The sequence below is a fragment of the Sphingomonas canadensis genome (assembly GCF_026013525.1).
Lineage (GTDB): Bacteria > Pseudomonadota > Alphaproteobacteria > Sphingomonadales > Sphingomonadaceae > Sphingomonas > Sphingomonas canadensis.
This window is the reverse complement of record NZ_JAPDRA010000012.1, coordinates 20,726-44,558: the sequence shown is the minus strand read 5'-3', so window position 1 is coordinate 44,558 and position 23,833 is coordinate 20,726. Positions and strand designations below refer to the sequence as shown.

The window sequence follows — 23,833 nt, the reverse complement described above, 5'->3', positions numbered from 1 at the left end:
GCGCAATCATGCGCGCTGCGTGCGGGCGGTCAATAATCCTTCGAATAGCGCAGGCTGACGCCCGTTCCGCCGAACGATCCGGTGTAGGAAAGAACGCTCAGCGCCTGGCTCAGCGCCACCTCCAGTTGCGTCGCGGTGAAGCCGCGGGCGTCGGTGATCACCTCCACATAGATGTCGTCGGTGATGTACTGGCCCGCGGCGATCGCGGTGCCGCGGCCGCTCGTCGCGTCGGCGCTCAGGATGCGCAGCCGGTCGATCCCCACCGCCGAACGCAGCTTGCCGAGCGGGTTGAGCCCGCCCGATCCGCGCAGCGAGTTGAGCGCGGCGGCAAGCTGGACGGCCTCCACCGCGGTCAGGTCGGTCACCGAATTGCCGAACAGCAGCCGCGCAAGCACCTCGTCCTGCGGCAGCGCGGGCGACGAGGTGAAGGCGATCCGCGGCCGCTGCGCGCTGCCGGATACGATCAGAACGGCGGTGATCCCTTCGGCATCGGTATTGCCCGCGATATCGATCGTCGGGTTGGTCATGTCGCGGCCCTGGAACCGGATCACGCCGCGCGTCAGCGTGAAGCGCCGCCCGCCGAAATCATAGGTGCCGCGCACCAGCGTGGCGGTGCCGCCCAGCTCCGGCGCGGCGGTGGAGCCGCCGATGCGGATGCTGGTGGCCCATTCGGATTCCAGCCCCATGCCGTTGATGAACACGCGGTTGTCGGCCCGGATGCGCAGGTTCAGCCGGAAATCGCCGAAGGTCTGGCGGGCGGCCTTGCGCTGCTCCTCGGTGGCGAAGACGTCGCTCTTGCGGCGGATGCCGGTCAGCTCCGGGATTTCGGCCGCGCCCTGGCGCACCACTTCGTACCGGACTTCGGGCAGGTCGATGCGCCCTTCGATCCGCGGCCCCTGTTCGTCGCGGATCACGCGGATGCGGCCGGTGGCGGTGGCGCCCAGCGCGTCGCTGCGCGCCAGCCGCGCGTTGCGCAGCTCGGCGGTCAGGTTCATCGGGAATCCCGCGGCAGAGGAAAGCCCCACCGATCCGCTGAGCCCCACCGTGCCCGATCCGGCCTGCGCGGTCATCGTCTGGATCACCAGCTTGTCGTTGGTGAACTGGCCCTCGATCTTCATCGCGGTCAGGTGCGTGCCATATGTCTCGTTCTCATAGGTGAGGTTGCTCGCGCGGACGATGCCCGAAAGCTCCGGCGTGGCCACCCGTCCGGAAAAGTCCGCCGCGACGCCGATCGGCCCGCTGAGCTGCTGCCCCGTCAGCCCCGCCAGCGAGAACAGCACCGCCGCCGGCCCGTTGTAGCGGATACCGCCAGACAGCGGCGCCGCCATCAGCCGATCGCGCCACGGCCCGGCCTCCGGCCCCAACGGGCGCAGCGTGGCCACCATGCGGCCGATGGTGGTGCTGCCGCGCTTGATCAGCGCGCGCGCGTCCCCGCCATCGGGCAGCAGCTTGCCGACCAGCGTCAGGTTCACCGGATCGGACACGCGGGCGATGCTGGCGCGGGTGAAGTTGCTGATCTCCAGCCGGGCATTGGCGCTGGGGAAGGCGCTGGGGCTGTCCTGCGCGAAATCCAGGCTGCCGGTGGCGCTGCCGCCGATGCCCAGCCCGGGGACGAAGGCGTTGACCACCGCCAGGTCCAGCCGCTCCAGCCGCGCCTTCACCGAATAGCCCGCACCATAGGTGCCGGAGAGCAGCGCGGTGCCCTGGTCCAGATCCACGCGGACGGGCTGGAGCTCGTATCCGTCCTCCAGCACCTTGATCCGCGCGGCATCGCGGGTCTTGAACTTCACGCCGCTGCCCTGCCCGTCCACCGCGACGCGCCACAGCCCGGGCTTCAGATCGGCGTTGGCGGCGATGCGGAACGGCACGCCGGTCGATCCCGTGGCGAGCAACTGGGCGGAGCCCTTGCCGCCCTGATAGTCGATCTTGGCGCGCGCGGTGCGCAGCGTCAGCTCGCGCTGGCGCAGGTTGGCGACCTGCACATCGGCGATGATCTGCGGCACCTCGGCGAACAGGATGCTGCCGTCCGCGATCGCCTGACCGATGGTCAGCTCGGCCGCGCCGGGCACCTGAGCGTTGGCGGCGCGGGCGGTGAAGGCCGCATATTGGAGCGCGCCCTGCGCCGAAAGCGTCGCCGATCCGGTGATCCCCGATCCGGCGAAGCTGAGCACTCCCTCGAACGGCCCAGCCGCCCCCTGCACCAGCCGCCCGCCCGGCACCATGCCGGCAAAGCGCCCGCCGCGCACGTCCACCACCGTCCGCTTGCCGGTGGTCACCAGCACATCGGCGGCGAAGGGGCCGTAATCGGTGCCGCCGTCGGCGGTGATCGCCCAGCTCTGCCCCTCGCCGCGGATGCGCGCCACCAGCCCGGTCATGCCCACGCCCACGCCGGGGCTGGGCGCGCGCACCACCACCTCGGGCGCGGTGCCGCGTCCGGATACGTCCGCGCTCAGCGCCCCGAACCGCACCGACTGGCCGTCCAGCCGCGCCTGGATCGGCCCGGCCGGGTCATAGCTGCCCTGGCCGGACCGTATCTCGAACAATGGCGCGCGCAGGCGCACATTGGCGAAGCTGACGATGCCCTGCTGATCGATCCCCACATCGGCGGTGGCCGCGGCGTTGCCGCCCAGGAAGCTGCGCACCCCTTCGTTCAGGATCTTGACGCTGCGTGCGGAGACCCCGCCGCGGATACCCCAGCCGCCAGCGGGCGGCGTATAGAGCTTCGCGTCGGTCTCCAGGTTGACCAGCGCCAGCCCGTCCAGCTCGTAATCGTTGACGCGCCCCTTGATCGCCCCGGTGTAGCGCCCGGCGGAGACATCGGCGATCAGGATCGCGGTGGCGTTCACCCGGTCCGACACCAGCCGCAGATTGTCCGACAATATCTGGCTGCCCGCGATCGCCAGGTCGCCGCTGACGGTCAGGTTGGTGAGCAGGCTGCCCGCCGCGTCGTTCAGCCCGGTCACGCGCGCCGCCACCGCGCGCACGGGCACGCGCATCCGGTTCGCGTCCACCCGCGCCCGCCCCTCGGCCGCCAGCCCCTCGACCAGCGTCTCGCCAAAGCCCAGCATCGCGGCGCGCAGCTTGTAATCCACCATCGGCGTGGCGAACGGCCCGTCGAGCGCCACCGCCAGCCGCACATCGCGTCCGCTCAGCCGCTCGGCGATGGTGCCCGGCGTGCGCAACAGCGCCTCCACCCGGAAATCGCCGAAGCGGCTGCGGCGCAGGTCGATCAGCCCCTCGCCATGCACCGCCAGCGCCTGCGACTTCACGTCAAAGCGCGTCGCCGCCCGCCGGTCCGCCCAGCGCGCCTCGATCGCCACATCGGTCACCGGCCCGGCCAGCCGCGCCGCCGGTCCCTCCAGCCACAGCCCGGCATGCACCGGCCCGCGCAGCGTGAAGCGCCCGTCGTCGGCGGTGACCGCCAGGTTGGCCAGTTCCTCGCCGCCCAGCGATCCCACCGCCAGCCCGCGCCAGCGCTGCCAGCTCCCCGCGCCCTCCACCGAAAGCGCCAGCGGCTTGGCCACCCCGGTCAGCGCCGCCGCCAGCCCGTCGGCGGGAGCCGCGACGCGCAGCGCCATGTCCAGCCGGTTGCTGGCGGGCACCGCGTCCAGCTTCAGCGACATGCGGTCGCCGCCCGCCAGCCCCGGCCCGGCCAGCGCCGCGCCTTCGGCCGTAACCACCGCCCGCCCGTCCGCGATATGCACGCTGCCGTTCAGCCGCGCGGCATGCGCCCGGCCGGTCACCGCCGGGGCGATCTCGATCCGCGCGATGTCCAGCCTGCCCAACTCGATGCCGATCTCGGGCAGCAGCGGCTCGTTCGGCTGGCGCGGAACGGTCTTCAGCTCGGGCAGCCGCGCCAGCCGCACCAGCGGGATCGCGGCGGAACGGATGTCGATCCGGTTCGAGAACCAGCGCCACGGCCGCCAGTCCACCGCGACGCGATCGGCGCTGGCGAAGCCGCCCCTGGGATCGCGCGCCTCCACCCCGCGCAGCTCCATCGCGCCGAACACCGATCCCTCGATCCGCTCCACGCGGAAATTCAGGCCGGATTCGAGCACCATCCCGCTGATCTGCCGCGCCAGGAAGGCATGGCCCATCGCGCTGTCGAGCCACAGCAGCCCCGCCCCGGCCAGCGCCGCCACACCACCGGTGATGCCCGCGGCCCAGCGCCCGGCGCGCGCCCATCCGCCGCGCCGCGGACGGGCGGGCGTATCCTCCACCTGCGGAGGCGCAGCCTCGACGGCGGGTTCCTCGCCCGCCATCAGAAGGCCTGGCCGATCGAGATATAGACCGCCACGCGCGATTCGCCCGGCTGGCGGTTGATCGGCGTCGCCACGTCCACGCGCAGCGGCCCGAAATTGGTGTAGAAGCGCCCGCCCACGCCCGCGCCGAAGCGGATGTTCCGCATCGTCGGCAAGGTCTCGTCATAAACCTGGCCCGCGTCGATGAACGGCACGATCCCGAAATTGCCGAAGCGATAGCGCGCCTCCAGCGCGAACTCGGCCAGGCTGCGCCCGCCCACCGGCTTGCCGTCGGGCGAACGCGGCCCGAGCTGCTGATAGCCGAAGCCGCGCACCGATCCGCCGCCGCCGGCATAATAGCGGCGCGACGGCGGCAGCGCGTCGCGCGCCACGCCCTGGATCGAACCCGCGCGCGCGCGCGCCGCGATCACGAAGTTCTCGCCCGCGGGCTGGTAATAGGTGCCCTCCAGCATCATCCGCGCATAGGGCCGCACGGCGCCGCGCACCGATGTCTCGGGGCTCAGGCTCGCCTTGATCCGGAACCCGCGCTTGGGATCAAGCAGATCGTCGCTCGCGTCATAGCCAAGCACGCCGGGCAGCGCGGCGATAAGCCAGGTGCCGCGATCGCGGACGCTGCGGGCGTAATCATACCGGTCCTCGCTGGTGCCGACCAGCTCCGCACCCAGCGACCAGGTCCAGCGCTTCTGCCAGATCGGCGTAGAGTCGCGCGAGACGCGCGCCGCGATCGATCCGGTATAGGCGCGATAGGCGTCGTAATCGGCATGGTTCAGCGCCGCCGCGATCTGGAGCGTGCGATCGCGCTTCTTCCAGTTGGATCTGCGGAAGGTGGCGCTCGCCCCCTGCTCCTGCGTGCCCGCCACCCCGGTCAAGATCAGCGCGCCTTCGGGCGGGAACAGGTTGCGGTGCGTCCAGCTCGCCTCCACGCGGATGCCCTGGCCGGTCGAATATCCCGCCTCCGCGGCGATGGTGCGCGGCGGCCCGGCGCGCTGCACCACCTGCAGGTTCACCACCTCGGTCCCGTCCGGCCCGGCATCGCCGGTGCGCACCGGCTCCACCGACAGCGTGGAGAACAGACCGGTGGCGATCAGCGCCTCGCGCAGGTCCTCCACCTCGCGGCTGTCGTACAGCTCGCCGCGATCGAACCGGGCGAGCAGCTCGATATGGTCCGGCTGGAACACCGGCTCCTCGCCCGCGACGACCACTCCGCCAAAGCTGGCGCGCGGCCCGGTGTCGAGCGGCAGGACGTAATCGCCGCGGTGCGTGGCACCATCGAGCAGGATGTCGCGCTGGCCCAGCGCGGCGAAGGGATAACCCGACTGCGGCAACGTCACGCTCAGATTCGCCTCGGCGCCCTGGATGCGGTCCGCCTCGATCGGATCGTCGGGGAACAGCGGCAGGCCGCGCTCGATCAGCCCGGCGGGCAGCGCGTCGGCGCCCTCAACGCGCACCGATCCCAGCCGGTAAAGCTCGCCCGGCGCGGCGGAGAGCACCGCCCGCAACGCACCGGGGGCGCCCGGGTCCTGCTCTACGGTGACGATCGCCGTGCCGTCATAATAGCCGCGCGAATAGAGCAGGCGCACCGCCAGCAGCTCGTCTTCGCGGCCGCGCGCCGCCACCATCGCCGCGGCCGCCGCGCGCCCGTCGCCGCGCTCCAGTGCCGACAGCGATCGGAACTCATCATCCAGGTCCAGCAGGTCGAGGCCCTGCACCACGGTGGTATAGCGGATCACCGGCGCATCGCCGGCCTGCACCTCGTCCGCCGCCGCCGGAGCCAGTTCGAATTCCGCGACCGGCGGCAGCGGCTCTGAGAATTCGGCCTCCTGCTCGACGATCGGCGCCAGTTCGCCGGGCAGCACCTCCGCATCATCGGCGGCAGCCTGCTGCCCCTCCACGGCATCCGCCCCGGCCGGAGCCTGAGCCTGAGCCGCGGGCGGCATCGCCTCCAGCGGCGCATCGATATCGTCGCCGACGGCGGGCATCGCCGCCTCAAATTCCTCGTCGCTCACGATTACCGCCGGCGGGTCCTGCACGCCCGCGTCCGCGCCCGGGGCACCCTGGCCCGGCGGCTGCTGTCCGGGCGCCTCCTGCCCGGCCGCCTGCGCCAGCGCCGTTCCGGGAACCAGCGCCGCACCGGCCAGCGCGGTCCAGGCCAGCGTCTTCACCCCCTTGCGCACAAGCCTCCTTCCGCGGCCGGAAACTCCGGTCCGTTCATCGGCTTAACGATGGAAGGGGCGTTTGGCTCCAACGAGCCCGCTTTCGCGCTGCGTCTCAACTACCGGCGCTTCGTATATGGTGGCCGGCGCGGCGGAGGCACTCCCCCCGCCACGCCGGAAAGGATCAGCAGCCGTACTTCTGCGTCAGCGCGTTATAGATCGTGCTGACCGCCGAATATTTGCGGGCTTCCGGCTTGCTGCGCCAGTAATCGAGCACGGCGGTGCGGACCTCCAGCGCCTTGGTGCCCTGCGGCAGGCAGATCTTCTCGCCGCCGGTATCGGTGTCGCCATAGAATTTCATCATGTCGTGCGCGGACATGATGAACCAGTCGCAGGCTTCAACATCGACCTCCTTGGTCGAATTGCAGATGGTGAACACCTCCTGCGCGGTCTTGAAAACACCGGTCGATGGAGTCGATTCCTGGGCCTGGGCGGCACCCGGCGCCATCGCGGCCGCCGTCAGCAGCACGGCCCCGATACGCGCACCCCACGATCCGATTGCAACTCGCTCGATCATCGCTTCATCTCCCCGCGAAAAACACACTCGCGTCCCCTCAATAGGCCGAACATTGCGGCCGTGAAAGGGTTAGAAGGCGGCCTTTGCTTGTGCGCGGAACCGGTGCAGCAACGGCTCGGTATAGCCGTTCGGCTGCACCGTCCCCTCAAACACCAGCGCACGGGCCGCGCGGAAGGCGAAGCTGGCCTCCTCGTTGCCCGCCATCGGCCGGTACAGCGGATCGCCCGCGTTCTGGGCGTCCACCTTCGCCGCCATGCGCTTCAGCGCCGCATCGACGTCCGCCGCGCTCGCCACGCCATGCAGCAGCCAGTTGGCCAGATGCTGCGAGCTGATGCGAAGCGTCGCGCGGTCCTCCATCAGCCCCACGTCGTCGATATCGGGAACCTTGGAACAGCCCACGCCCTGGTCCACCCAGCGGACGACATAGCCCAGGATGCCCTGCGCATTGTTGTCCAGCTCGCGCGCCACTTCCTCGGGCGTCCAGTTGCGGCCCTGCGCGACCGGGATCGTCAGCAGCGGCGCCAGCCCCGGGATCGCTTCCCCGGCGATCTCGCGCTGGCGGGCGAAGACGTCGATCCTGTGATAATGGAGCGCGTGCAGCGTCGCCGCAGTGGGACTCGGCACCCAGGCGGTGTTGGCGCCGCTCATCGGATGGCCGATCTTCTGCGCCATCATGTCGGCCATCCGGTCGGGCGCGGCCCACATGCCCTTGCCGATCTGCGCCTTGCCCGAAAGCCCGCAGGCCAGGCCGATGCGCACGTTGCGGTCCTCATAGGCCTTGATCCACGCGCTGGCCTTCATCTCGCCCTTGGGGATCATCGGGCCTGCGGCCATGCTGGTGTGGATCTCGTCGCCGGTGCGGTCCAGGAAGCCGGTGTTGATGAAGACGATCCGGTCCTTCACCGCATGGATGCAGGCGGCAAGGTTCGCCGAGGTGCGGCGCTCCTCGTCCATCACGCCGACCTTGATCGTGTGGCGCGCCAGCCCCAGCAGGTCCTCCACCGCGTCGAACAGGCGGTTGGTGAAGCCCGCCTCCTCCGGCCCGTGCATCTTGGGCTTGACGATATAGACGCTGCCCGCGCGGCTGTTGCGATGCTGGCCCAGCCCGCGCAGGTCATAGAGCGCGATCAGGCTGGTGACGATCGCGTCCAGGATGCCCTCCGGCGCCTCGCCGCCGTCCGCCAGCAGCAGCGCGGGCGTGGTCATCAGATGGCCCACGTTGCGGACGAACAACAGGCTGCGGCCGTGCAGCGTCAGCGTGCCGCCGCCGGGGATCTCATAATCGCGGTCGGGATTCATCCGCCGCGTCATCGCGCGGCCGCCCTTGTCGAACGTCTCCTCCAGGTCGCCCCGCATCAGGCCCAGCCAGTTGGCATAGGCGGCGACCTTGTCCTCCGCGTCCACCGCGGCGACCGAATCCTCCAGGTCCACGATCGCGGTCAGCGCCGCTTCCATCAGCACGTCGGCGATGCCCGCCGGATCGGTGCGCCCGATCGGATGTTCGCGATCGACCACCACCTCGATGTGCAGCCCGTTGTGGCGGAACAGCATCGATGCGCCGCGCCCCGCGACGAACTGGCCCGGATCGGCCAGCGGCAGGTCGCCGCCCGCGAATTCGGCCCAGCGCATGCCGTTGAGCGGCACCGCCTCGTCCAGGAACGCCTTGGCATAGGCGATCACCTGCGCGCCGCGTTCCGCGTCATAGCCGCCGGGCTTCGCCGCGCCGGGCAGCACGTCGGTGCCGTAGAGCGCGTCGTACAGGCTGCCCCAGCGCGCGTTGGCGGCGTTGAGGACGAAGCGAGCGTTGAGCACGGGAACGACGAGCTGAGGCCCCGCCATTTTCGCAACTTCGGCGTCGACTTGTTCCGTTCCGACCGAAAAGGCCGCCGGTTCGGGAACCAGGTATCCGATGCGCTTCAGGAACGCTTCCTGGGCCGCGGGATCGGCCGCAAGTACCTGATTTTCCTTGCACCATGCGTCGATCTGCGCCTGCAGCGCATCGCGCTTCGCCAGCAGCGCGCGGTTCTCGGGCACGAAGCGCTCGAATATCGCCGCCACACCGGCCCAAAAGCCTTGCGGATCAATGGCCAAGCCGGGAAGGACGCGCTCTTCCAGGAAAGCGGCAAGCTCCCCTGCGGGCTTCAGGCCGGCGCGTTCGACGGTAGCGGACATGATACTCCTCCGATCACAGGTCGCGGGCGCCTGGGGAGGGCCAAGCGCCCTTAGGACGCCCGCCGCGAGGGATCAAGCCTCCAGCGCCCCCGCCGCCGCTTCCAGCCGTTCCAGCATGGTGCGGAAGTCGGCGATCTCTTCGGGCGCGAAGCCGTCGAAGATGCGGCGTTCCAGCTCGATCGCCTTGGGTGCGACCTGCTCGTACAACGCCTTGCCCGTGCCGGAGAGGGTCAGCAGATGCGATCGCTGGTCGTCCGGATTGGGTGATCGCGACACCAGCCCGCGATCGAACAGCGCGATCGCGGCACGGCTGACGGTCACCTTGTCCATCCCGGTGCGTCCGCAGAGCGCCTGCTGGCTCAGCGCCCCGTCCTCCGCCAGCACCGCGATCAGCCGCCATTCGGGGATGCGCAGGCCGAACAGGGTGCGATAGGCCGTTGCGATCGCGCCGGAAACCGCGTTGGAGGCGACCGACAGGCGGTAAGGTAGGAATGCGTCTAGCTTCAACGTGGTGGCGGACATCGCGTTTCCGTGCGGCGCACGAACCATCTTTGCAAGCGTGAACGGCTTATGGTTGCAATTTCTGCAATCCACTACGTATCTTTTCGCACTTGCGAAATAACCCACCGCGGCGCAAAAAGACCATGCCTTTCAGGCATCCTCTCCTAAAAACTTAAACAGGCCGCCTTCGGCTTAAACAGGCCGCCTTCGGGCGGCCTCTTTTTTTGTGCAATCGCGAAGTAACTCGCCAGGTTGACGCTACGGAAACCTATATTCTTGCGATAGTGTAACCTTGCCGCATCGCGCCACCGCCGCGCATATTCGAAGCCCGGCGAATCATCGCATCTGCTGCTTGATCGCTATCATCGTCCGCTTGCCATAGGGCGGCTTGAGCCCCGCCAGCCCGGCCACGTCCAGCCCGGACTGCCGGAACAGCGCGCGGGCATGGCTGAAGGTGCGGAAGCCCGCCTCGCCGTGATAGGCGCCCATCCCGCTCGGCCCGATCCCGCCGAAGGGCAGCTCCTCCTGGCTCACATGGAAGATCACGTCGTTCACGGTCGCGCCGCCGGATATCGTGCGGTCCAGCACCTGGCGCCGCTCGCCCGCGTCGCTGCCGAAATAGTAGAGCGCGAGCGGCCGGTCGCGCCGGTTTACCTCGCCGATCGCGTCCTCGATCCGCGCATAGCGGCGCACCGGCAGCACCGGGCCAAAGATCTCCTCCTGCATCACCAGCATGTCGTCGGTGGCGTTGCGGATGATGTGAAGCGGCAGCTTGCGCGAATTGGACGCGGCGAAATCTTCCTTCGCCGGGTCCACCACCGTCACCTCGGCGCCCTTGGCTCGGGCGTCGTCGATCCAGGCGGTGAGCCGCTGGTAATGCCGGTCGTTGATGATCGCGGTATAGTCCGGATTGGCGAGAACGCTGGGGTACATCGCCGATGCCGCGGCGGTCAGCCCGGCGATCACCTCGCCCTCCTTCTCCTCGGGCACCAGCATGTAATCGGGCGCCAGGCAGATCTGGCCCGCGTTCATCATCTTGCCCAGCGCCACCCGCTCGGTGCCGCGCGCGACATCGGCAGAGCGGCCGAAGATCACCGGCGACTTGCCGCCCAGCTCCAGCGTCACCGGGACCAGATTGTCGGCGGCGGCATGCAGGATGTGCTTCGCGATCCCCGTCGCCCCGGTGAACAGCAGGTGATCAAAGGGCAGCGAGGCGAAGGCCTTGCCAGCCTCCGGCCCGCCGGACACGAACGCCAGCTCCTCGGCCGCGAAGTAGCGCGGCGCCAGTTCCTCGAACAGCGCGGCGACCGTCGGGGTATATTCGCTGGTCTTCACCATCGCCCGGTTGCCCGCGGCGAACACGCCCGCCAGCGGCCCCACCACCAGGTTCACCGGGAAGTTCCACGGCGCGATGATGCCGACGACGCCCTTGGGCTGATATTCCACCGCCCCCCTGGCCCCCAGCAGCCCGAGGGGAAAGGTCAGCGGCTTGCGCTCCGCCTTCATCCAGCGCGCGACATGGCGGACGGCATGGTTCAGCGGGGCTACCGAGGCGGCGATATCGGTCAGCATCGATTGTTCGCGGCTGCGATGGCCGAAATCCTCACTCAGCGCGTCGCACAGCGCATCGGCGTTGTCCGCAACCATCGCGGCGGCGCGTTTCAGCCGGTCCTTCCGCACCGCCACGGGCACCGGCAGCTCCGCCATGAAAGCAGCCCGCTGGCGTTCGAGTATCTCGCGCATCACCCCTCCCAGCCCATCGCCATGGCCGCCCAGGCGATCCATGCCGCCGCCGCCAGGAACACGCCCAGCGGCATCCGGTCGCCCATCGCGGGCCTGCGTCCGCGCAAGCTTAGCGCCAAAATCGCCGCGAAGGCGAGCAGGCATGCGCCGAGCAGCACCAGCGGCAGCATCCGCCAGCCCAGCCACAGCCCGATCGCGCCGAACAGCTTGGGATCGCCCCCGCCCAGCCCGTCGCGGCCACGCATCGCCCGGTATCCGGCGGCGACAGCCCACAAGCTGAGGAACCCCGCCGCGCCGCCGATCAGCCGCGGCTCCAGCGGCGGGCCGATCCCCGCCAGCGCGCCCGCCAGCCCCAGCGCGGCCAGGGCGCCGGTCAGCAGATTGGGCAGCCAGAAGGCCGCCAGGTCCAGCGCACCCAGCGCCAGCAGCAGCCAGCCGAACGCGGCGCCCGCCGCCCCTTCGATCCCCGGCGCCGCGATCCCGGCGCCCAAGCCGATCGCCAGGCCGATCAGCTCGATCGCCGGATGTGCCGGGCGGATCGCCGCTCCGCACGCCGCGCACCGCCCGCGCAGCAGCAGATAGCTCAGCAGCGGTACAAGCTCATGCGCGCGCAGCGACTTGCCGCACCCGTCGCATGCCGATCGCCCCGCAAGCGCCGATCGCCCCTCCGGCCAGCGCACCGCCACCGTGGCGATGAAGCTGCCGAACACGGCGCCCACCACGCCCAGCAGGACCGGCCAGAGCCAAGCCTCCATGGCGTCAGGGCAACGTCTCGTTCGGATCGACGCCCCACAGGTGCGTCTTCTCGACATATCCGCCGCGGCCGCGCACGTCGAACCAGCACCATCCGCGCGAACATTTGCTCACCCGCCCCACCACGCCAGGCGCGGCCCGCCAGTTGACGCGCGCGTCGAATGCCGGAGCCGACCGCATCTCGATGATCTGGCCGATCACCATCGCGGTGCGGGTGTCGCTCAGCATGTTGACCTGCATCCATCCCTGGGTGCCGTCCGGATCCTCGATCTTGCGCCACTCGCCATAGATGTCGATGACTTTGATCGGCAGGTCCTCGCGCTGGTACAGCCAGCTCGCAGGATAGTTGCGCCCGGGGCCGGTGCGCATCCGCGCCTTGGAAGCGGTGATCGAGGCGAAATAGGGCGGCTTGCGCTGCGCCTGCGCCTCCTCGACCGACCATGCGGCGGCGCACAGCGTGATCACGCCGATCGCCAGCCCCTTCCACCAACGCATTGCGATCCCCTTGTAGCCGTTAACCCCCTTCTATCGCGGCCGGGCGAGAAGCTTCAACCCGTTGACTGGCGCGCGCCGCCGCGCCAATCCGCCCGCAATGGTACAGCAGCACCCTGCCCGCCCGCGCGTGACGGTCACGCGCACGCTCCCCGACGGCACCCAGGCCCGCATGTCGGAACTGTTCGACGCGGTGCTGAACCCGGACGATCACGCGATGGACCGTGCAGAGCTGGCCGCGGCAATGGCCGATACCGAGGTGTTTGTCCCGACCGTGACCGACCGTATCGATGCCGATCTTATCGCCGGCGCCGGCGAAAGGCTGCGGCTTATCGCCAATTACGGCGCAGGCATCGGACACATCGATCTGAAAGCTGCGCGCGCGCGCGGCATCCTGGTCACCAACACGCCCGGCGTGCTGAGCGAGGATACCGCGGATCTGGCGATGGCGCTGATCCTCGCCGCCCCGCGCCGCCTGGCAGAAGGCGACAAGCTGGTCCGCGCCGGGCAGTGGACCGGATGGGCGCCCACCGCGATGCGCGGCCACCGGATCGGCGGGCGCAAGCTGGGCATCCTGGGCATGGGCCGCATCGGGCAGGCGGTGGCGGCACGGGCCCGCGCGTTCGGGCTCCAGATCCATTATCACCAGCGCCAGCGCCTGCCGGGCGTGCTGGAGGCACAGCTTGGCGCGACCTGGCATGACGATGTCGATTCGATGCTGGCGGCGGCGGAAATCCTGACCATCCATTGCCCCCATACGGCGGATACGGACGGCCTGATCGACGCGCGGCGGCTGGATCTGCTCGGGCCGGACGGCTGGCTGATCAACACCGCCCGCGGGGAAATCGTCGATCCGGAGGCGCTCGTCCAAGCGCTGGTGAACGGCCGCATCGCCGGCGCTGGGCTCGACGTCTATGTCGGCGAACCTGCGGTGGACCCGCGCCTGATCCCGCTCGACAATGTGGTGCTCCTCCCCCACCTCGGCTCGGCGACGTTCGAGGGGCGCGAGGCGATGGGCGCGAAGGTGATCGCCAACATCCGGAGCTGGGTGGACGGCCATCGCCCGCCCGACCAGGTGTTCGAGGGCTGGCTATAGGCTGTCGCGCGCACCGGACGGCCGCGCAGCGAAACGATCCCCGGGGCGTGGCGCTCTTCATGGTTTGCAAAATCTTGCCGGCGCCATCCGGACTTACCCGTTCCGGCGCCCGTTAACCGCGCTCGGAAGGTTTTCGTTAAGCGCCGGCGCGCATCGCGATTTGCAGATCAATCGCGGCGGGAACCTCGCAACATCCTGGCCGCCCGGAGGATGGCAATGCACCAGCGCGAACCCAGGCGACCCGTCCGCATCGCCGCAGCTACCCGGTATGACCGCAATCGCCCGTTCGCGACCATCTCGAACGTATCGTCGCGGGGCATGGAGCTGCGCAGCGCCACGCCCCCGGCCCCGGGCACCTATCTGGAGATCCGTTCGCCCGCCGCCTCCTTTGCCGCGCGCACGGTGTGGAGCCGGGGCGAGGCCTTCGGCGTGCGCCTTCAGGAACGCATCGACGTCGCCGCGCTGGTCGAAGGGCGCCCGCAGCAGCGCAACGACACCGCCTCCATCCCGGACGAGGCCGCCGCCGCCCGCCAGAACGCCCGGCGCGAAGAGATGGACGAACGGCTGGGCCGCGCGATCGTGATCTTCGCCGCGCTCTCGGTGCTCGCGCTGTCCAGCCTGCTCGCCTGGAACGCCCTGGGCCGCCCGGCGCTGCTCCCCTGAACGGGGATCAGTCGCCGGTCAGGATGCGGTCCACCAACTGCTTCACCGTGGGGACGAAGCCGTTGGAATAGAAGGGGTCCTTCTTGAACTGAAACGCCGCGTGGCCGGCGAACATCAGGTTCTGGTCCGGATCGCCGCCATGGGCGATCTCCTGCAGCGTCTTCTGGATGCAGAAGCTGCGCGGATCGGCCAGCCGCCCGGTCGAGTTCGTCTCGGTATCCGCCCAGGACGAGAACTGGCACTGGCTGAGGCAGCCCATGCAGTCGGCCTGGTCCTTGCGGATCACCTGCTGCTCCTGCTGCGTCACGAACACCAGCGTGTTGTCCGGCGTCTTGAGCGCGGTGGTGAAGCCCAGGCCGAACCATTCGCGCGCGCGAAGCAGATCGTTGCGCGTCACCCAGAAGTTCTTGCCCTTCACCCCCACGTCGAGCTGGAAGGTGTGATCGCCGGCCTGTTCGGTCGAATAGGGAATCTGCCGCTCGCTGCGCGCCTCAAGGTTGCGCAGGAACGGGTTGCGCACCGCCGAGGAATAGAAGCCGGTCGGCGAGAAGCGGTGGAGCAGGATATCGCCCTCGTCCAGCTCCATCAGGCGTGATTTCCACACGTCCGGGATCGGGCTTTCCTTGGTCAGCAGCGGCCGGGTGCCGAACTGGAAGGCGATGGTGCCCAGCTCCGGATTGTCGATCCAGTCGTTCCAGTCGCGCAGATACCAGACGCCGCCCGCCATCACGATCGGCACGTCGTCGGAAATGCCGCCTTCGCGCATCGTCTCGCGCAGCGCCTTCACGCGCGGATAGGGGTCCTCCGGCTGGCGCGGGTCTTCCGCGTTGGACAGGCCGTTGTGCCCGCCCGCGAGCCACGGGTCCTCATAGACCACCGCCGACAGCCACTCCGCCGCCTTCGAATAGGCGCGCTTCCACAGTGCGCGGAAGGCGCGCGCCGAGCTGACGATCGGCAGGTAGCTGACATTGTACCCCGCGGCGATCTCGCTGAGCTTGTAGGGCATGCCCGCGCCGCAGGTGACGCCGGAGACCAGCCCCCGCGTCCGCTCCAGCACGCCATGGAGCACGCGCTGCGCGCCACCCATCTCCCACAGCACGTTGATGTTGATCGCGCCCTTGCCGCCCGCGATGTCGAACGCGCGCCGCACCTGCTGCACCGCGCCGTCGATCGCGTACTGGATCAGCTCCTCATGCCGCTCGCGCCGCGTGAGCGCGCGATAGATCTGCGGGATGATCTTGCCGTCCGCGTCATAGCTGTCGGCGTTGACCGCGGAAACCGTGCCGATGCCGCCCGCGGCGGCCCAGGCGCCCGCGCTCGCATGATTGGTCGCCGAAACGCCCTTGCCGCCCTCGACCAGCGGCCATACCTCGCGGCCGCCGTATACGATGGGCTTCAGACCCTTGAACAAACGTTCCTCCAGAAAAAATCGCGCGATTAGCTAGCCGGAACACGGCCAACAAGCGAGGGGAATATCAGCCTAACACCCCGGGGCGGCCCATCGCCTCTCCGTAAAGCTGCGCATAGGCGGCGATCATGGCCTTCTCGTCGAACAGATCGTGGGCGCGCTGGCGGTTCTCTTCGCCCACCAGCGTGCGCTCCTCGGGCGAGAGTGCCAGCCGTTCCAGCCGGTCGCGCAGGAACACCTCGATCTTCTTGTCGATAGGGTTGGCGAGATAGGGCTGGTTGCGCTTCCCCACCATCTGCGAGACGTCGCCGACGACCGGCGACACCACGGGAAGCCCCGCCGCCATCGCCTCGATCACCGATATCGGCGCCTGCTCGCTCTTTGACGACAGCGCATAGATGTCGAACAGGCCGATGTAGCGGTGCGGATCGGGCAGGAAGCCGGGCATCACCAGCTTGTCCTCGATCGCCATCAGCTCTGCCTGATCCAGGATCGCCTGCCGCTCCGGCCCCTCGCCGGCGATCACCAGCCGGAACCGCATGCCCAGCCCGGCCACGGCGCGCACCAGCTTGGGCAGGTCCTTCACCGCGCGCAGCCCGGCGACGGTCCCGATCACCACCTCGCCCTCGCGCCGCTCAAAGCCCGGGATCGCCTTCGGATCGGGCTTGCGGGCATAGGCTGCGGTGTCGATGCCGTTCGCGATGTAGCGCAGCCGTTCGGGCGGCTGGCCCCACATCTTCTCCGCGATATGCTCCAGCGTGTAGGATGGCACCACCAGCGCGTTGGCGGCGGGCAGCGCGATCCGGCGGTACATGTTGCGCACGGGGTTCAGCCGGTGCGCCTCGTCGGCGTTGAAACCGTCCTCATGGTGGATCACCGGGGGCAGGCCCTTGCCGAACACGCGCGCGGCCATCACCCCGTCGATCGCGCCCCAATTATAGGTCAGCACCAGATCGAACCGGCGCATGAAGCGCGCGATCGCCTCATAGCGCTTGACCGAGGGCCGGCCGGTGAGCGGCGGCGGGTCCTGCGCGATCTCATATTTGATGCCCTTGGCGATCGCGTCGCGCGCGCCGAGCTGATCGGGCATCGAAGATACGATGGTGTGCCGCGCGCGATCGCCGAATGCGTTCATCAGCCGCACGGCGCGCGCCTCCTTCCCGCCGAGCGCGAAGGTGGAGTGGAGGTGGAGGATATGGATGGAGGACATGGCGGTCAGTCGCCGTCGCGCATAGCCGCGATCCGCACGATGAGGAAGCCGGTGAGTGCGACCGCGGCAAAGGGCGCGAACACCACGCCGAACCATATGGCCGCCAGCGGCACCAGGTTGCCCGTCACCCAAGCCCCCGTCGCCGGATCGGCGAACTCGCCCTGCGGATTGTGATCGAGCGCGATCGCGCACATCACGCCCGCCGCCAGCATGCCGGACAGCAGGCCCGCCACCAGGACGATGCGGACGAACATCTAGCCCGCCTTGGCCCTCGCCGCCGGCTTGGCGCCCTTGGCCGCCTTGGCCAGCAACCGGTCGATCCCGGCCGCGGCCTCCGGCTCCTCCAGCGTGGGGGCGTGGCCCACGTCCGGGATAGTGACCAGTTCGGCGCCAGGCAGATATTCGATCATCCGGTCGGCCACGCTGGCGCTCAAAATGTCCGATCGCGCGCCGCGCACCACCAGCAGGGGCTTGTCCTTCAGCCCGTCCAGCGCGCGCCACATGTCCGGCCCCGCCTCGTTGCCCGGCACGCGGAAGGGCTCGGCGATCTTCATGTCATAGTCGTAGACGATCCGGCCTGACGAATTGAGCCGGCACAGCCGCTTCGCCATGCGCAGCCAATCCTCGATGCCATAGTTGGGGAACACGTCGCGGTTCCCCTCGGCAATGGCGCGGGCGGCGTGCATCCAGGTGGGATATTGCACCGGCTTGCCGACATAGGTTCGGATGCGCGCCAGCCCCGCCGCCCCGATCTCCGGCCCGACGTCGTTCAGCACCGCACCGGCCAGCCGGTCGCGCTCGGTGGCGGCCAACAGCATCGTCACGATCCCGCCCAGCGATGTGCCGATCGCCACGAAGCGATCCACCCCCGCTTCCGCCAGCAACGCCTGCACATCCTGGAAATAGGTCAGCGGCACATAGGACATCGGGTCCTTGGCATAGGCGCTCTCGCCGCGCCCGCGGAACTCCACCGCCAGCACGCGCCACTTCCCCGCCAGCCGCTCAGCCACGCCCTCATAATCGCGGGCGTTGCGGGTCAGCCCCGGGAAGCAGAGTATCGCCGGCTTGTCCGCCGGCCCCTCATATTCGCGGTAGTGCAGCCGCAGTCCGTCGTTGGACCACCAATATTTGTCCACCCAGGGGGCAAGGTTGCGCCGGTCACCCATCCTCCCCCATATCGCCGGATGGCCTTCTCTCCGCAACAGACGATCCTCGAACTCGGCGAAGCTTTCTACGATCCGGTGGAGGCGGCGGCCTTTCCCAAGGCGATCCTGCGCTTCCGCAACGATCGCGCGGCGGCGCAGGTGGGGCTCGCCGATCTCGACGACGATCGCTGGATCGCCCATTTCGCCCGCTTCGAGCCGCTGCCCGGCAGCCTGGCCCGTCCGCTGGCGCTACGATACCACGGCCACCAGTTCCGCGTGTACAATCCCGATATCGGCGACGGGCGCGGATTCCTGTTCGCCCAGCTCCGCGAGGGCGGCGGGGACGGACGCGGCCGGCTGCTCGATCTGGGGACCAAGGGCAGCGGCACCACCCCCTACAGCCGCTTCGGCGACGGGCGGCTGACGCTGAAGGGCGGCGTCCGCGAGGTGCTGGCGACGGAAATGCTGGAGGCGCTGGGCGTCGAGACCTCGCGCAGCTTCTCGCTGATCGAAACCGGCGAGGCGCTGGTACGCGGCGACGAGCCCTCGCCCACCCGGTCCTCCGTACTGGTGCGGCTCAGCCACGGGCACATCCGCATCGGCACCTTCCAGCGCCTCGCCTATTTCGGGCAGGAGGCAGAGATGGCGCGACTGGCGGCCTATGTGTTGCGCCACCTCCACGGCGAGGAGCCCGGCGCCGAGCCTGCGCTGCAGCTTCTGGGCAACGTCGTCGCGCGCACGGCGCGGCTCGCGGGGCGCTTCATGGCGGCGGGTTTCGTCCATGGCGTGCTCAACAGCGACAACATCAACGTTACCGGGGAGAGCTTCGATTACGGTCCCTGGCGCTGGGCGCCCGAATGGGACCCGGCCTTCACCGCGGCCTATTTCGACCAGCAGGGCCTCCACGCCTTCGGCCGCCAGCCCGAGGCGATCTATTGGGACGCGATGCAGCTCGCCGCCTCGCTGACGCTGATCGCACCGCAGGAGGAACTGGCCGGCGTGCTGGAGGGGTTCGGCGCGCGCTATCAGGAGGAGGTGGCGGCGGCACTGCTGTGGCGGCTGGGCGTTGTGCCGCGCGGGGCGGCGGAGGATTCGCACCTGATCGCCGCGATGGAGCGGGCGCTGAACGGATCGGGCGTGGGGCTCGACCGTTTCTTCTTCGATTTCTTCGGCGGCGCGCGGCCTGCGGGCTATCCTGCCCGTTTCGACGGCTTCGCGGCCCAGCTCGCCGCCTATGCGCCGCGAAAATCGCGCGACCACCCATATTGGCGGAATCCGGAACCCTGCGCGATGCTGATCGACGAAGTGGAGGCCATCTGGGCCGCGATCGACCGCGAGGAAGACTGGGCGCCGTTCACCCACAAGATCGCCGCAGTTCGCGCGATGGGAGATGCTTTGAAATGAGGATCATTGCGGGTGTGGCAACCGGCACCGATTTGGTGCAAGAGCGCGCACATCACTTCAAGGACCAAGTCAGTCCCAAATAATGCCCGGCCAGGAAATCATTTCTACCGAACCGGCGACGGGCGCGGTGCTTTGGCGCCAGCGCACGGGCGACGTCGATACGGAAGTCGCGCACGCACGCGCTAGCTGGGCCGGATGGGCCGCGCGGCCGCTGACCTATCGTATCGAAGCGCTTCGCCGCTTCGCCAACGTCGTGCGGCAGAAGGCGGATGCCTTCGCCGACGTGATCGCGCGCGAGACGGGCAAGCCGTTGTGGGAGTCCCGGTCCGAGGTCGAAAGCGTGATCGGCAAGGTCGACATCTCGGTCGCCGCCTATTCGCAGCGTACCGGCCAGCAGCGCATCGACGCCCCGATGAACGTCCGCCTGGCGCTGCGGCACAAGCCGCATGGCGTGCTCGCGGTGCTCGGACCCTATAATTTCCCCGCGCATCTGCCCAACGGGCACATCGTCCCGGCGCTGCTCGCCGGCAACGCCGTGGTATTCAAGCCTTCGGAGAAGACGCCCGCCAGCGGCGCCTTCCTGGTCGAATGCTTCCATGCCGCCGGCATTCCGGAAGGCTGCGTGCGCCTGCTGCCCGGCGGGCCAGACGAGGGCAAGGCGCTGGCAGGCCACCCGGATATCGACGGGCTGCTGTTCACCGGTTCCGCCAATACGGGTATCGCGCTCAACCGCATGTTCGCGACGCGGCCGGAAAAGATTCTGGCGCTGGAGATGGGCGGCAACAACCCGATCCTGGTGTGGGATACGCCCGACATCTATTCGGCGGCGATCCTGGTGCTGCAATCGGCCTTCACCACCGCGGGCCAACGCTGCACGGCGGCGCGGCGGCTGATCGTTGACCAGAAGCTGTTCGATCCGCTGATGACCGAGCTGAACAAGCTGATCGGCCGCCTGATCATCGGCGAACCGCACGCCGATCCCGCCCCGTTCATGGGCCCGGTGATCGACAACGACACCGCCGACATGCTCACCGAGAGCTTCCTGGCGCTGTCCACCCGCGGCGGAAGGCCGCTGCGGCACATGGAGCGCCCAATCGACGGCCGCCCCTTCCTCACCCCCGGCGTGATCGACATGACCGACGCGAGCGAGAAGCCCGACGTCGAGCTGTTCGGCCCGATCCTCCAGGTGTTCCGCGCCGCCAGCTTCGACGACGCGATCACCGAAGCGAACAACACCCGCTATGGTCTGTCCGCCAGCCTGGTAAGCCAGGATCCGCAGCTCTACGACCGGTTCTGGGCGAATATCCGCGCGGGCATCGTCAACTGGAACCGGCCGACCAACGGCGCCTCCTCCTCCGCGCCGTTCGGCGGCGTCGGCTGGTCCGGCAACCACCGGCCGAGCGCCTATTACGCCGCCGATTACTGCGCCTACCCTGTCGTATCGTCGGAATCGGACCACGCGCGCGCCTCGATCGGGATCGGCCTGCACGACGCCTGAGCCGCGCCCGGAAACCGATGGTTAACGCCTGCGTGCCAAGCGATATGGCATGTATGAACCTGCGGTGGCGCGCGAAGGCGTGCGGGGGACCCATCATCAGGCGCGCAATGTCCGGCGCCTTATCGCGCTCGGCGCCACGGCTCCGCTGGAGATAGCGGGGGCGCTGGCCCAGGATGCGCTGCAGCTCGTGCCGGATACGGTCTGCGCGATGGTGGAACTATCCGGCAAGGACGCCGGCCGGATCACCGCCGGTGAATTGCCCGATCAGCCCGGAACGCCCGCGCTGGAAGCCGCGATCCCCGCCGCGCAGGGCAGCGTTGGCACCATCATGCTCTGGACGACCCCGGGCACAATGCCATCGCCCGAAGCGCCCTTCGCGCTCGACGCGATCACCTGGCTGGCCGCCGCCGCGTTCAGCGGCGCCGCGCTGCGCCGTGCCGAGGAGCATTGGCACAAGGACCGGAGGCGGCTCGACGCCACCTTCTCCGCCGCACCGGTCGGCATCGCCCATGTCGCGCCGGACGGCAGCTTCCTGGCGGTCAACGAACGTTTCGCCGCGATCACCGGCCACAGCCGCGAGGATCTGCTCGGCAGCGGATTCCAGCGCATCACCCATCCGGACGACCTGGCGAACGACGTCGCCCATGTCCGCCGCCTGCTCTCCGGCCAGACCGACCGCTACATCATGGAGAAGCGCTATCTGCGCCCCGACGGCAGCGTCGTCTGGGTAAACCTCACGGTGGCGCTGGTGCGTGACGCCACGGGCGAACCGGACTTCTTCGTGTCGGTGATCGAGGACCTTTCCGAGATCCGTGCCGCGCGCGAGGATGCCAAGCGCGATCCGCTTACCGGCCTGCTCAACCGGCGCGGCCTGCTCGACTTCCTGGAGCCGCTGCTGCGGCGCTACCAGCCGGTGACCCTGGTCTACGCCGACCTCGACGCATTCAAGACCGTCAACGACCGCTTCGGCCACGCGCATGGCGACGCCTGCGTCACCGCCGCCGCGCAGGCCCTGTCGGCGATCGCAGGCTCCGGCGCCCGGGTGGCGCGGGTCGGCGGCGACGAATTCGTCATCGCCGCGCCCGGCGTGACCGCGATGGGAGCATCCGCAATGGTGAGCCGCCTGCGCCTCGCGATCGCAGCGATCGAGGTTGCGCCGGGCTGGCCGATGTCCGCCAGCTTCGGCCGCGCGACGGCCGAACCGGGATCGCGCGCCGATCCTTCCGCACTGATCGCCGAAGCCGATGCCGCGATGTATCGCGACAAGCAGCGGCCCGGCCGCCTTGCCCGCGCGACGCGGCGCCCTTGAATTGGCCGCCCGCCCCGCCTAGATAGGTGGGGCGGGACCGGGCCCCTCTGGCGGCGGCTTCACCAGAAGCCCCGTGATGTCGGACCGCATCGAGCATGCTCGGTGCAGTTCAGGCGTGGCCTCCCAAAGCCCCCCTCACCAGCACCCCGCAGGCTCGATCGATGAAACACATCGATGGAGTGGGATTGTGAACCAGTTGATCGAACGGCTGATCGCCGCACACCGCCTTCTCAACCGCGAGATCCGGCGCGAACTCACGCGCCGCCTGCCGGACCAGTTCCGGATCGCGCAGCTCAAGAAACAGCGGCTGGGCATCAAGGATCAGTTGTTCCGTCATGTGCCCGACGCCGCCGAGATGCGGCGGCTGGCGCGTGGCGCGATCCGCCGCGCGCGGCATGCGTAGGGAGCAAGCTTTCAATGGATAATCTTCGCTATTTCAACCAGAACGCCGCCGCCGGCGCGGAGGCCCGCTTCGATGCGGGTCTGCGCCGCCACATGCTCGGCATCTATCGCTACATGGGCATCGGCCTGCTCTTGACCGGCCTTGTCGCCATGGGCGTCGCGGCGTCGCCGCCGCTCACGGCGCTGATCTTCGGCACGCCGCTGAAGTGGGTGGCGATGTTCGCCCCGCTGGCGTTCATCTTCTTCTTCACCTTCCGTATCGAGCGGATGACGACGGCCGGCGCGCGAACCGCCTTCTTCGCCTTTGCCGGCGTGATGGGCGTTTCGATGGCCAGCATCTTCCTGGTCTTCACCGGCCAGAGCATCGCCATGGCCTTCTTCGCCGCGGCGGCGCTGTTCGCGGGCCTCAGTCTCTGGGGCTACACCACCAACCGCAGCCTCAGCGGCTTCGCGCCGTTCCTGATGGTCGGCCTGCTGGTCGTGATCGGGGTTAGCCTGGTCAACCTCTTCATCGGCTCGTCGCTGGTGCAGATGGCTGTCTCGGCGGTCGGCGTGCTGGTCTTCGCGGGGCTCACCGCATGGGACACGCAGCGGCTGAAGAGCGAGTATATCGCCTATGCCGGCACCCAGGCCATCGAGAAGATGGCGGTGATGGGTGCGCTGTCGCTCTACCTGAACCTGATCAACATGTTCCAGCTTCTGCTGAGCCTGGTTGGCGTGCGCGAGGAGTGACGCATTGAGCAACTTCGTCTGCCCCGTCGACGGAACCGCGCTGGTGCCGAACGAGCGCCAGGGGATCGAGATCGACTATTGCCCTTCGTGCCGCGGCGTGTGGCTCGACCGGGGGGAGCTCGACAAGATCATCGAGCGCAGCGCCGGGGCCGCCCGCCCCGCGCCAGCCCCTGCACCAGCGCCGCGCGAGTATCGCGACGAGCGCCCCTGGGGCGGCGACAAGCACCAGGGCGGCCACGGCCATTACGGCCACAAGCGCCGCAAATCCTTCCTCGAGGAGCTGTTCGACTAACGGCTCCCCGAACGCGCCACC

At 69.2% G+C, this 23,833-nt stretch carries 20 protein-coding genes; 8 read left to right on the top strand and 12 right to left on the bottom strand.

What is annotated here, in order from left to right:
* Positions 1-29: 29 nt before the first annotated feature.
* The 8 genes from OM513_RS18640 to OM513_RS18605 form a co-directional block, all read right to left on the bottom strand.
* Complete coding sequence (locus OM513_RS18640) at positions 30-4,262, bottom strand: translocation/assembly module TamB domain-containing protein (RefSeq protein WP_264946280.1); 4,233 nt, start codon at positions 4,260-4,262, stop codon at positions 30-32.
* Complete coding sequence (locus OM513_RS18635) at positions 4,262-6,436, bottom strand: autotransporter assembly complex protein TamA (protein ID WP_264946279.1); 2,175 nt, start codon at positions 6,434-6,436, stop codon at positions 4,262-4,264. Before OM513_RS18635 ends, OM513_RS18640 begins: the two co-directional genes overlap by 1 nt.
* A gap of 163 nt (positions 6,437-6,599) precedes the next feature.
* Positions 6,600-6,992, bottom strand: coding sequence for a Rap1a/Tai family immunity protein (locus tag OM513_RS18630; RefSeq protein ID WP_264946278.1), 393 nt, complete (start codon positions 6,990-6,992; stop codon positions 6,600-6,602).
* Positions 6,993-7,061: 69 nt separating this feature from the next.
* Entirely contained in the window at positions 7,062-9,164 is a 2,103-nt protein-coding gene (locus OM513_RS18625; protein WP_264946277.1) for a malate synthase G, read from the bottom strand.
* A gap of 72 nt (positions 9,165-9,236) precedes the next feature.
* On the bottom strand, positions 9,237-9,686 hold the full coding sequence (locus OM513_RS18620) for a MarR family winged helix-turn-helix transcriptional regulator (RefSeq protein WP_264946276.1): 450 nt from the start codon (positions 9,684-9,686) through the stop codon (positions 9,237-9,239).
* 315 nt (positions 9,687-10,001) lie between these two features.
* Entirely contained in the window at positions 10,002-11,450 is a 1,449-nt protein-coding gene (locus OM513_RS18615; RefSeq protein WP_380916472.1) for a coniferyl aldehyde dehydrogenase, read from the bottom strand.
* On the bottom strand, positions 11,408-12,163 hold the full coding sequence (locus OM513_RS18610; RefSeq protein WP_264946275.1) for a prepilin peptidase: 756 nt from the start codon (positions 12,161-12,163) through the stop codon (positions 11,408-11,410). Before OM513_RS18610 ends, OM513_RS18615 begins: the two co-directional genes overlap by 43 nt.
* A 4-nt stretch (positions 12,164-12,167) precedes the next feature.
* The gene (locus OM513_RS18605; RefSeq protein ID WP_264946274.1) at positions 12,168-12,656 is read right to left on the bottom strand and encodes an SH3 domain-containing protein; all 489 of its coding nucleotides are present in this window, start codon (positions 12,654-12,656) and stop codon (positions 12,168-12,170) included.
* A 97-nt stretch (positions 12,657-12,753) separates the two neighbouring features.
* Between OM513_RS18605 and OM513_RS18600 the strand changes: the two genes are divergently transcribed.
* Both OM513_RS18600 and OM513_RS18595 read left to right on the top strand, forming a co-directional pair.
* A complete protein-coding gene (locus tag OM513_RS18600) occupies positions 12,754-13,749 on the top strand; it encodes a 2-hydroxyacid dehydrogenase (RefSeq protein WP_264946273.1) in 996 nt (331 codons plus the stop codon).
* 216 nt (positions 13,750-13,965) lie between these two features.
* Positions 13,966-14,412, top strand: coding sequence for a PilZ domain-containing protein (locus tag OM513_RS18595; protein ID WP_264946272.1), 447 nt, complete (start codon positions 13,966-13,968; stop codon positions 14,410-14,412).
* A gap of 7 nt (positions 14,413-14,419) precedes the next feature.
* On the opposite strand, the gene OM513_RS18590 is transcribed toward OM513_RS18595, so the two are convergent.
* From OM513_RS18590 to OM513_RS18575, 4 genes are all read right to left on the bottom strand, one after another.
* On the bottom strand, positions 14,420-15,823 hold the full coding sequence (locus tag OM513_RS18590) for an NAD(P)H-dependent flavin oxidoreductase (RefSeq protein WP_264946271.1): 1,404 nt from the start codon (positions 15,821-15,823) through the stop codon (positions 14,420-14,422).
* A gap of 64 nt (positions 15,824-15,887) precedes the next feature.
* On the bottom strand, positions 15,888-17,030 hold the full coding sequence (locus OM513_RS18585; protein WP_264946270.1) for a glycosyltransferase family 4 protein: 1,143 nt from the start codon (positions 17,028-17,030) through the stop codon (positions 15,888-15,890).
* A gap of 5 nt (positions 17,031-17,035) precedes the next feature.
* Positions 17,036-17,284, bottom strand: coding sequence for a hypothetical protein (locus tag OM513_RS18580; RefSeq protein ID WP_264946269.1), 249 nt, complete (start codon positions 17,282-17,284; stop codon positions 17,036-17,038).
* A complete protein-coding gene (locus OM513_RS18575; RefSeq protein WP_264946268.1) occupies positions 17,285-18,196 on the bottom strand; it encodes an alpha/beta fold hydrolase in 912 nt (303 codons plus the stop codon). It lies immediately after the preceding gene.
* 18 nt (positions 18,197-18,214) lie between these two features.
* Between OM513_RS18575 and OM513_RS18570 the strand changes: the two genes are divergently transcribed.
* The 6 genes from OM513_RS18570 (at position 18,215) to OM513_RS18545 (ending at position 23,812) form a co-directional block, all read left to right on the top strand.
* Positions 18,215-19,579, top strand: coding sequence for a protein adenylyltransferase SelO family protein (locus tag OM513_RS18570; protein WP_264946267.1), 1,365 nt, complete (start codon positions 18,215-18,217; stop codon positions 19,577-19,579).
* 82 nt (positions 19,580-19,661) lie between these two features.
* Positions 19,662-21,077 (top strand): succinylglutamate-semialdehyde dehydrogenase, encoded by a 1,416-nt coding sequence (gene astD / locus OM513_RS18565; protein WP_264946266.1) that lies wholly within the window; start codon positions 19,662-19,664, stop codon positions 21,075-21,077.
* A 49-nt stretch (positions 21,078-21,126) separates the two neighbouring features.
* Complete coding sequence (locus OM513_RS18560; RefSeq protein WP_264946265.1) at positions 21,127-22,386, top strand: GGDEF domain-containing protein; 1,260 nt, start codon at positions 21,127-21,129, stop codon at positions 22,384-22,386.
* A gap of 187 nt (positions 22,387-22,573) precedes the next feature.
* On the top strand, positions 22,574-22,789 hold the full coding sequence (locus OM513_RS18555; protein WP_264946264.1) for a YdcH family protein: 216 nt from the start codon (positions 22,574-22,576) through the stop codon (positions 22,787-22,789).
* A gap of 14 nt (positions 22,790-22,803) precedes the next feature.
* The gene (locus OM513_RS18550; protein WP_264946263.1) at positions 22,804-23,520 is read left to right on the top strand and encodes a Bax inhibitor-1/YccA family protein; all 717 of its coding nucleotides are present in this window, start codon (positions 22,804-22,806) and stop codon (positions 23,518-23,520) included.
* Between the two features lie 4 nt (positions 23,521-23,524).
* The gene (locus tag OM513_RS18545; RefSeq protein WP_264946262.1) at positions 23,525-23,812 is read left to right on the top strand and encodes a TFIIB-type zinc ribbon-containing protein; all 288 of its coding nucleotides are present in this window, start codon (positions 23,525-23,527) and stop codon (positions 23,810-23,812) included.
* Positions 23,813-23,833: the final 21 nt, after the last annotated feature.

Excerpts from the sequence above, each read along its gene's own strand:
- OM513_RS18570 (WP_264946267.1), top strand. The coding sequence starts at position 18,215 with ATGGCCTTCTCTCCGCAACAGACGATCCTCGAACTCGGCGAAGCTTTC.
- OM513_RS18580 (WP_264946269.1), bottom strand. The coding sequence starts at position 17,284 with ATGTTCGTCCGCATCGTCCTGGTGGCGGGCCTGCTGTCCGGCATGCTG.
- OM513_RS18595 (WP_264946272.1), top strand. The coding sequence starts at position 13,966 with ATGCACCAGCGCGAACCCAGGCGACCCGTCCGCATCGCCGCAGCTACC.
- OM513_RS18605 (WP_264946274.1), bottom strand. The coding sequence starts at position 12,656 with ATGCGTTGGTGGAAGGGGCTGGCGATCGGCGTGATCACGCTGTGCGCC.
- OM513_RS18550 (WP_264946263.1), top strand. The coding sequence starts at position 22,804 with ATGGATAATCTTCGCTATTTCAACCAGAACGCCGCCGCCGGCGCGGAG.
- OM513_RS18620 (WP_264946276.1), bottom strand. The coding sequence starts at position 9,686 with ATGTCCGCCACCACGTTGAAGCTAGACGCATTCCTACCTTACCGCCTG.
- OM513_RS18615 (WP_380916472.1), bottom strand. The coding sequence starts at position 11,450 with ATGGATCGCCTGGGCGGCCATGGCGATGGGCTGGGAGGGGTGATGCGC.
- OM513_RS18600 (WP_264946273.1), top strand. The coding sequence starts at position 12,754 with ATGGTACAGCAGCACCCTGCCCGCCCGCGCGTGACGGTCACGCGCACG.
- OM513_RS18560 (WP_264946265.1), top strand. The coding sequence starts at position 21,127 with ATGTATGAACCTGCGGTGGCGCGCGAAGGCGTGCGGGGGACCCATCAT.
- astD (WP_264946266.1), top strand. The coding sequence starts at position 19,662 with ATGCCCGGCCAGGAAATCATTTCTACCGAACCGGCGACGGGCGCGGTG.
- OM513_RS18585 (WP_264946270.1), bottom strand. The coding sequence starts at position 17,030 with ATGTCCTCCATCCATATCCTCCACCTCCACTCCACCTTCGCGCTCGGC.
- OM513_RS18625 (WP_264946277.1), bottom strand. The coding sequence starts at position 9,164 with ATGTCCGCTACCGTCGAACGCGCCGGCCTGAAGCCCGCAGGGGAGCTT.
- OM513_RS18610 (WP_264946275.1), bottom strand. The coding sequence starts at position 12,163 with ATGGAGGCTTGGCTCTGGCCGGTCCTGCTGGGCGTGGTGGGCGCCGTG.
- OM513_RS18630 (WP_264946278.1), bottom strand. The coding sequence starts at position 6,992 with ATGATCGAGCGAGTTGCAATCGGATCGTGGGGTGCGCGTATCGGGGCC.
- OM513_RS18640 (WP_264946280.1), bottom strand. The coding sequence starts at position 4,262 with ATGGCGGGCGAGGAACCCGCCGTCGAGGCTGCGCCTCCGCAGGTGGAG.
- OM513_RS18575 (WP_264946268.1), bottom strand. The coding sequence starts at position 18,196 with ATGGGTGACCGGCGCAACCTTGCCCCCTGGGTGGACAAATATTGGTGG.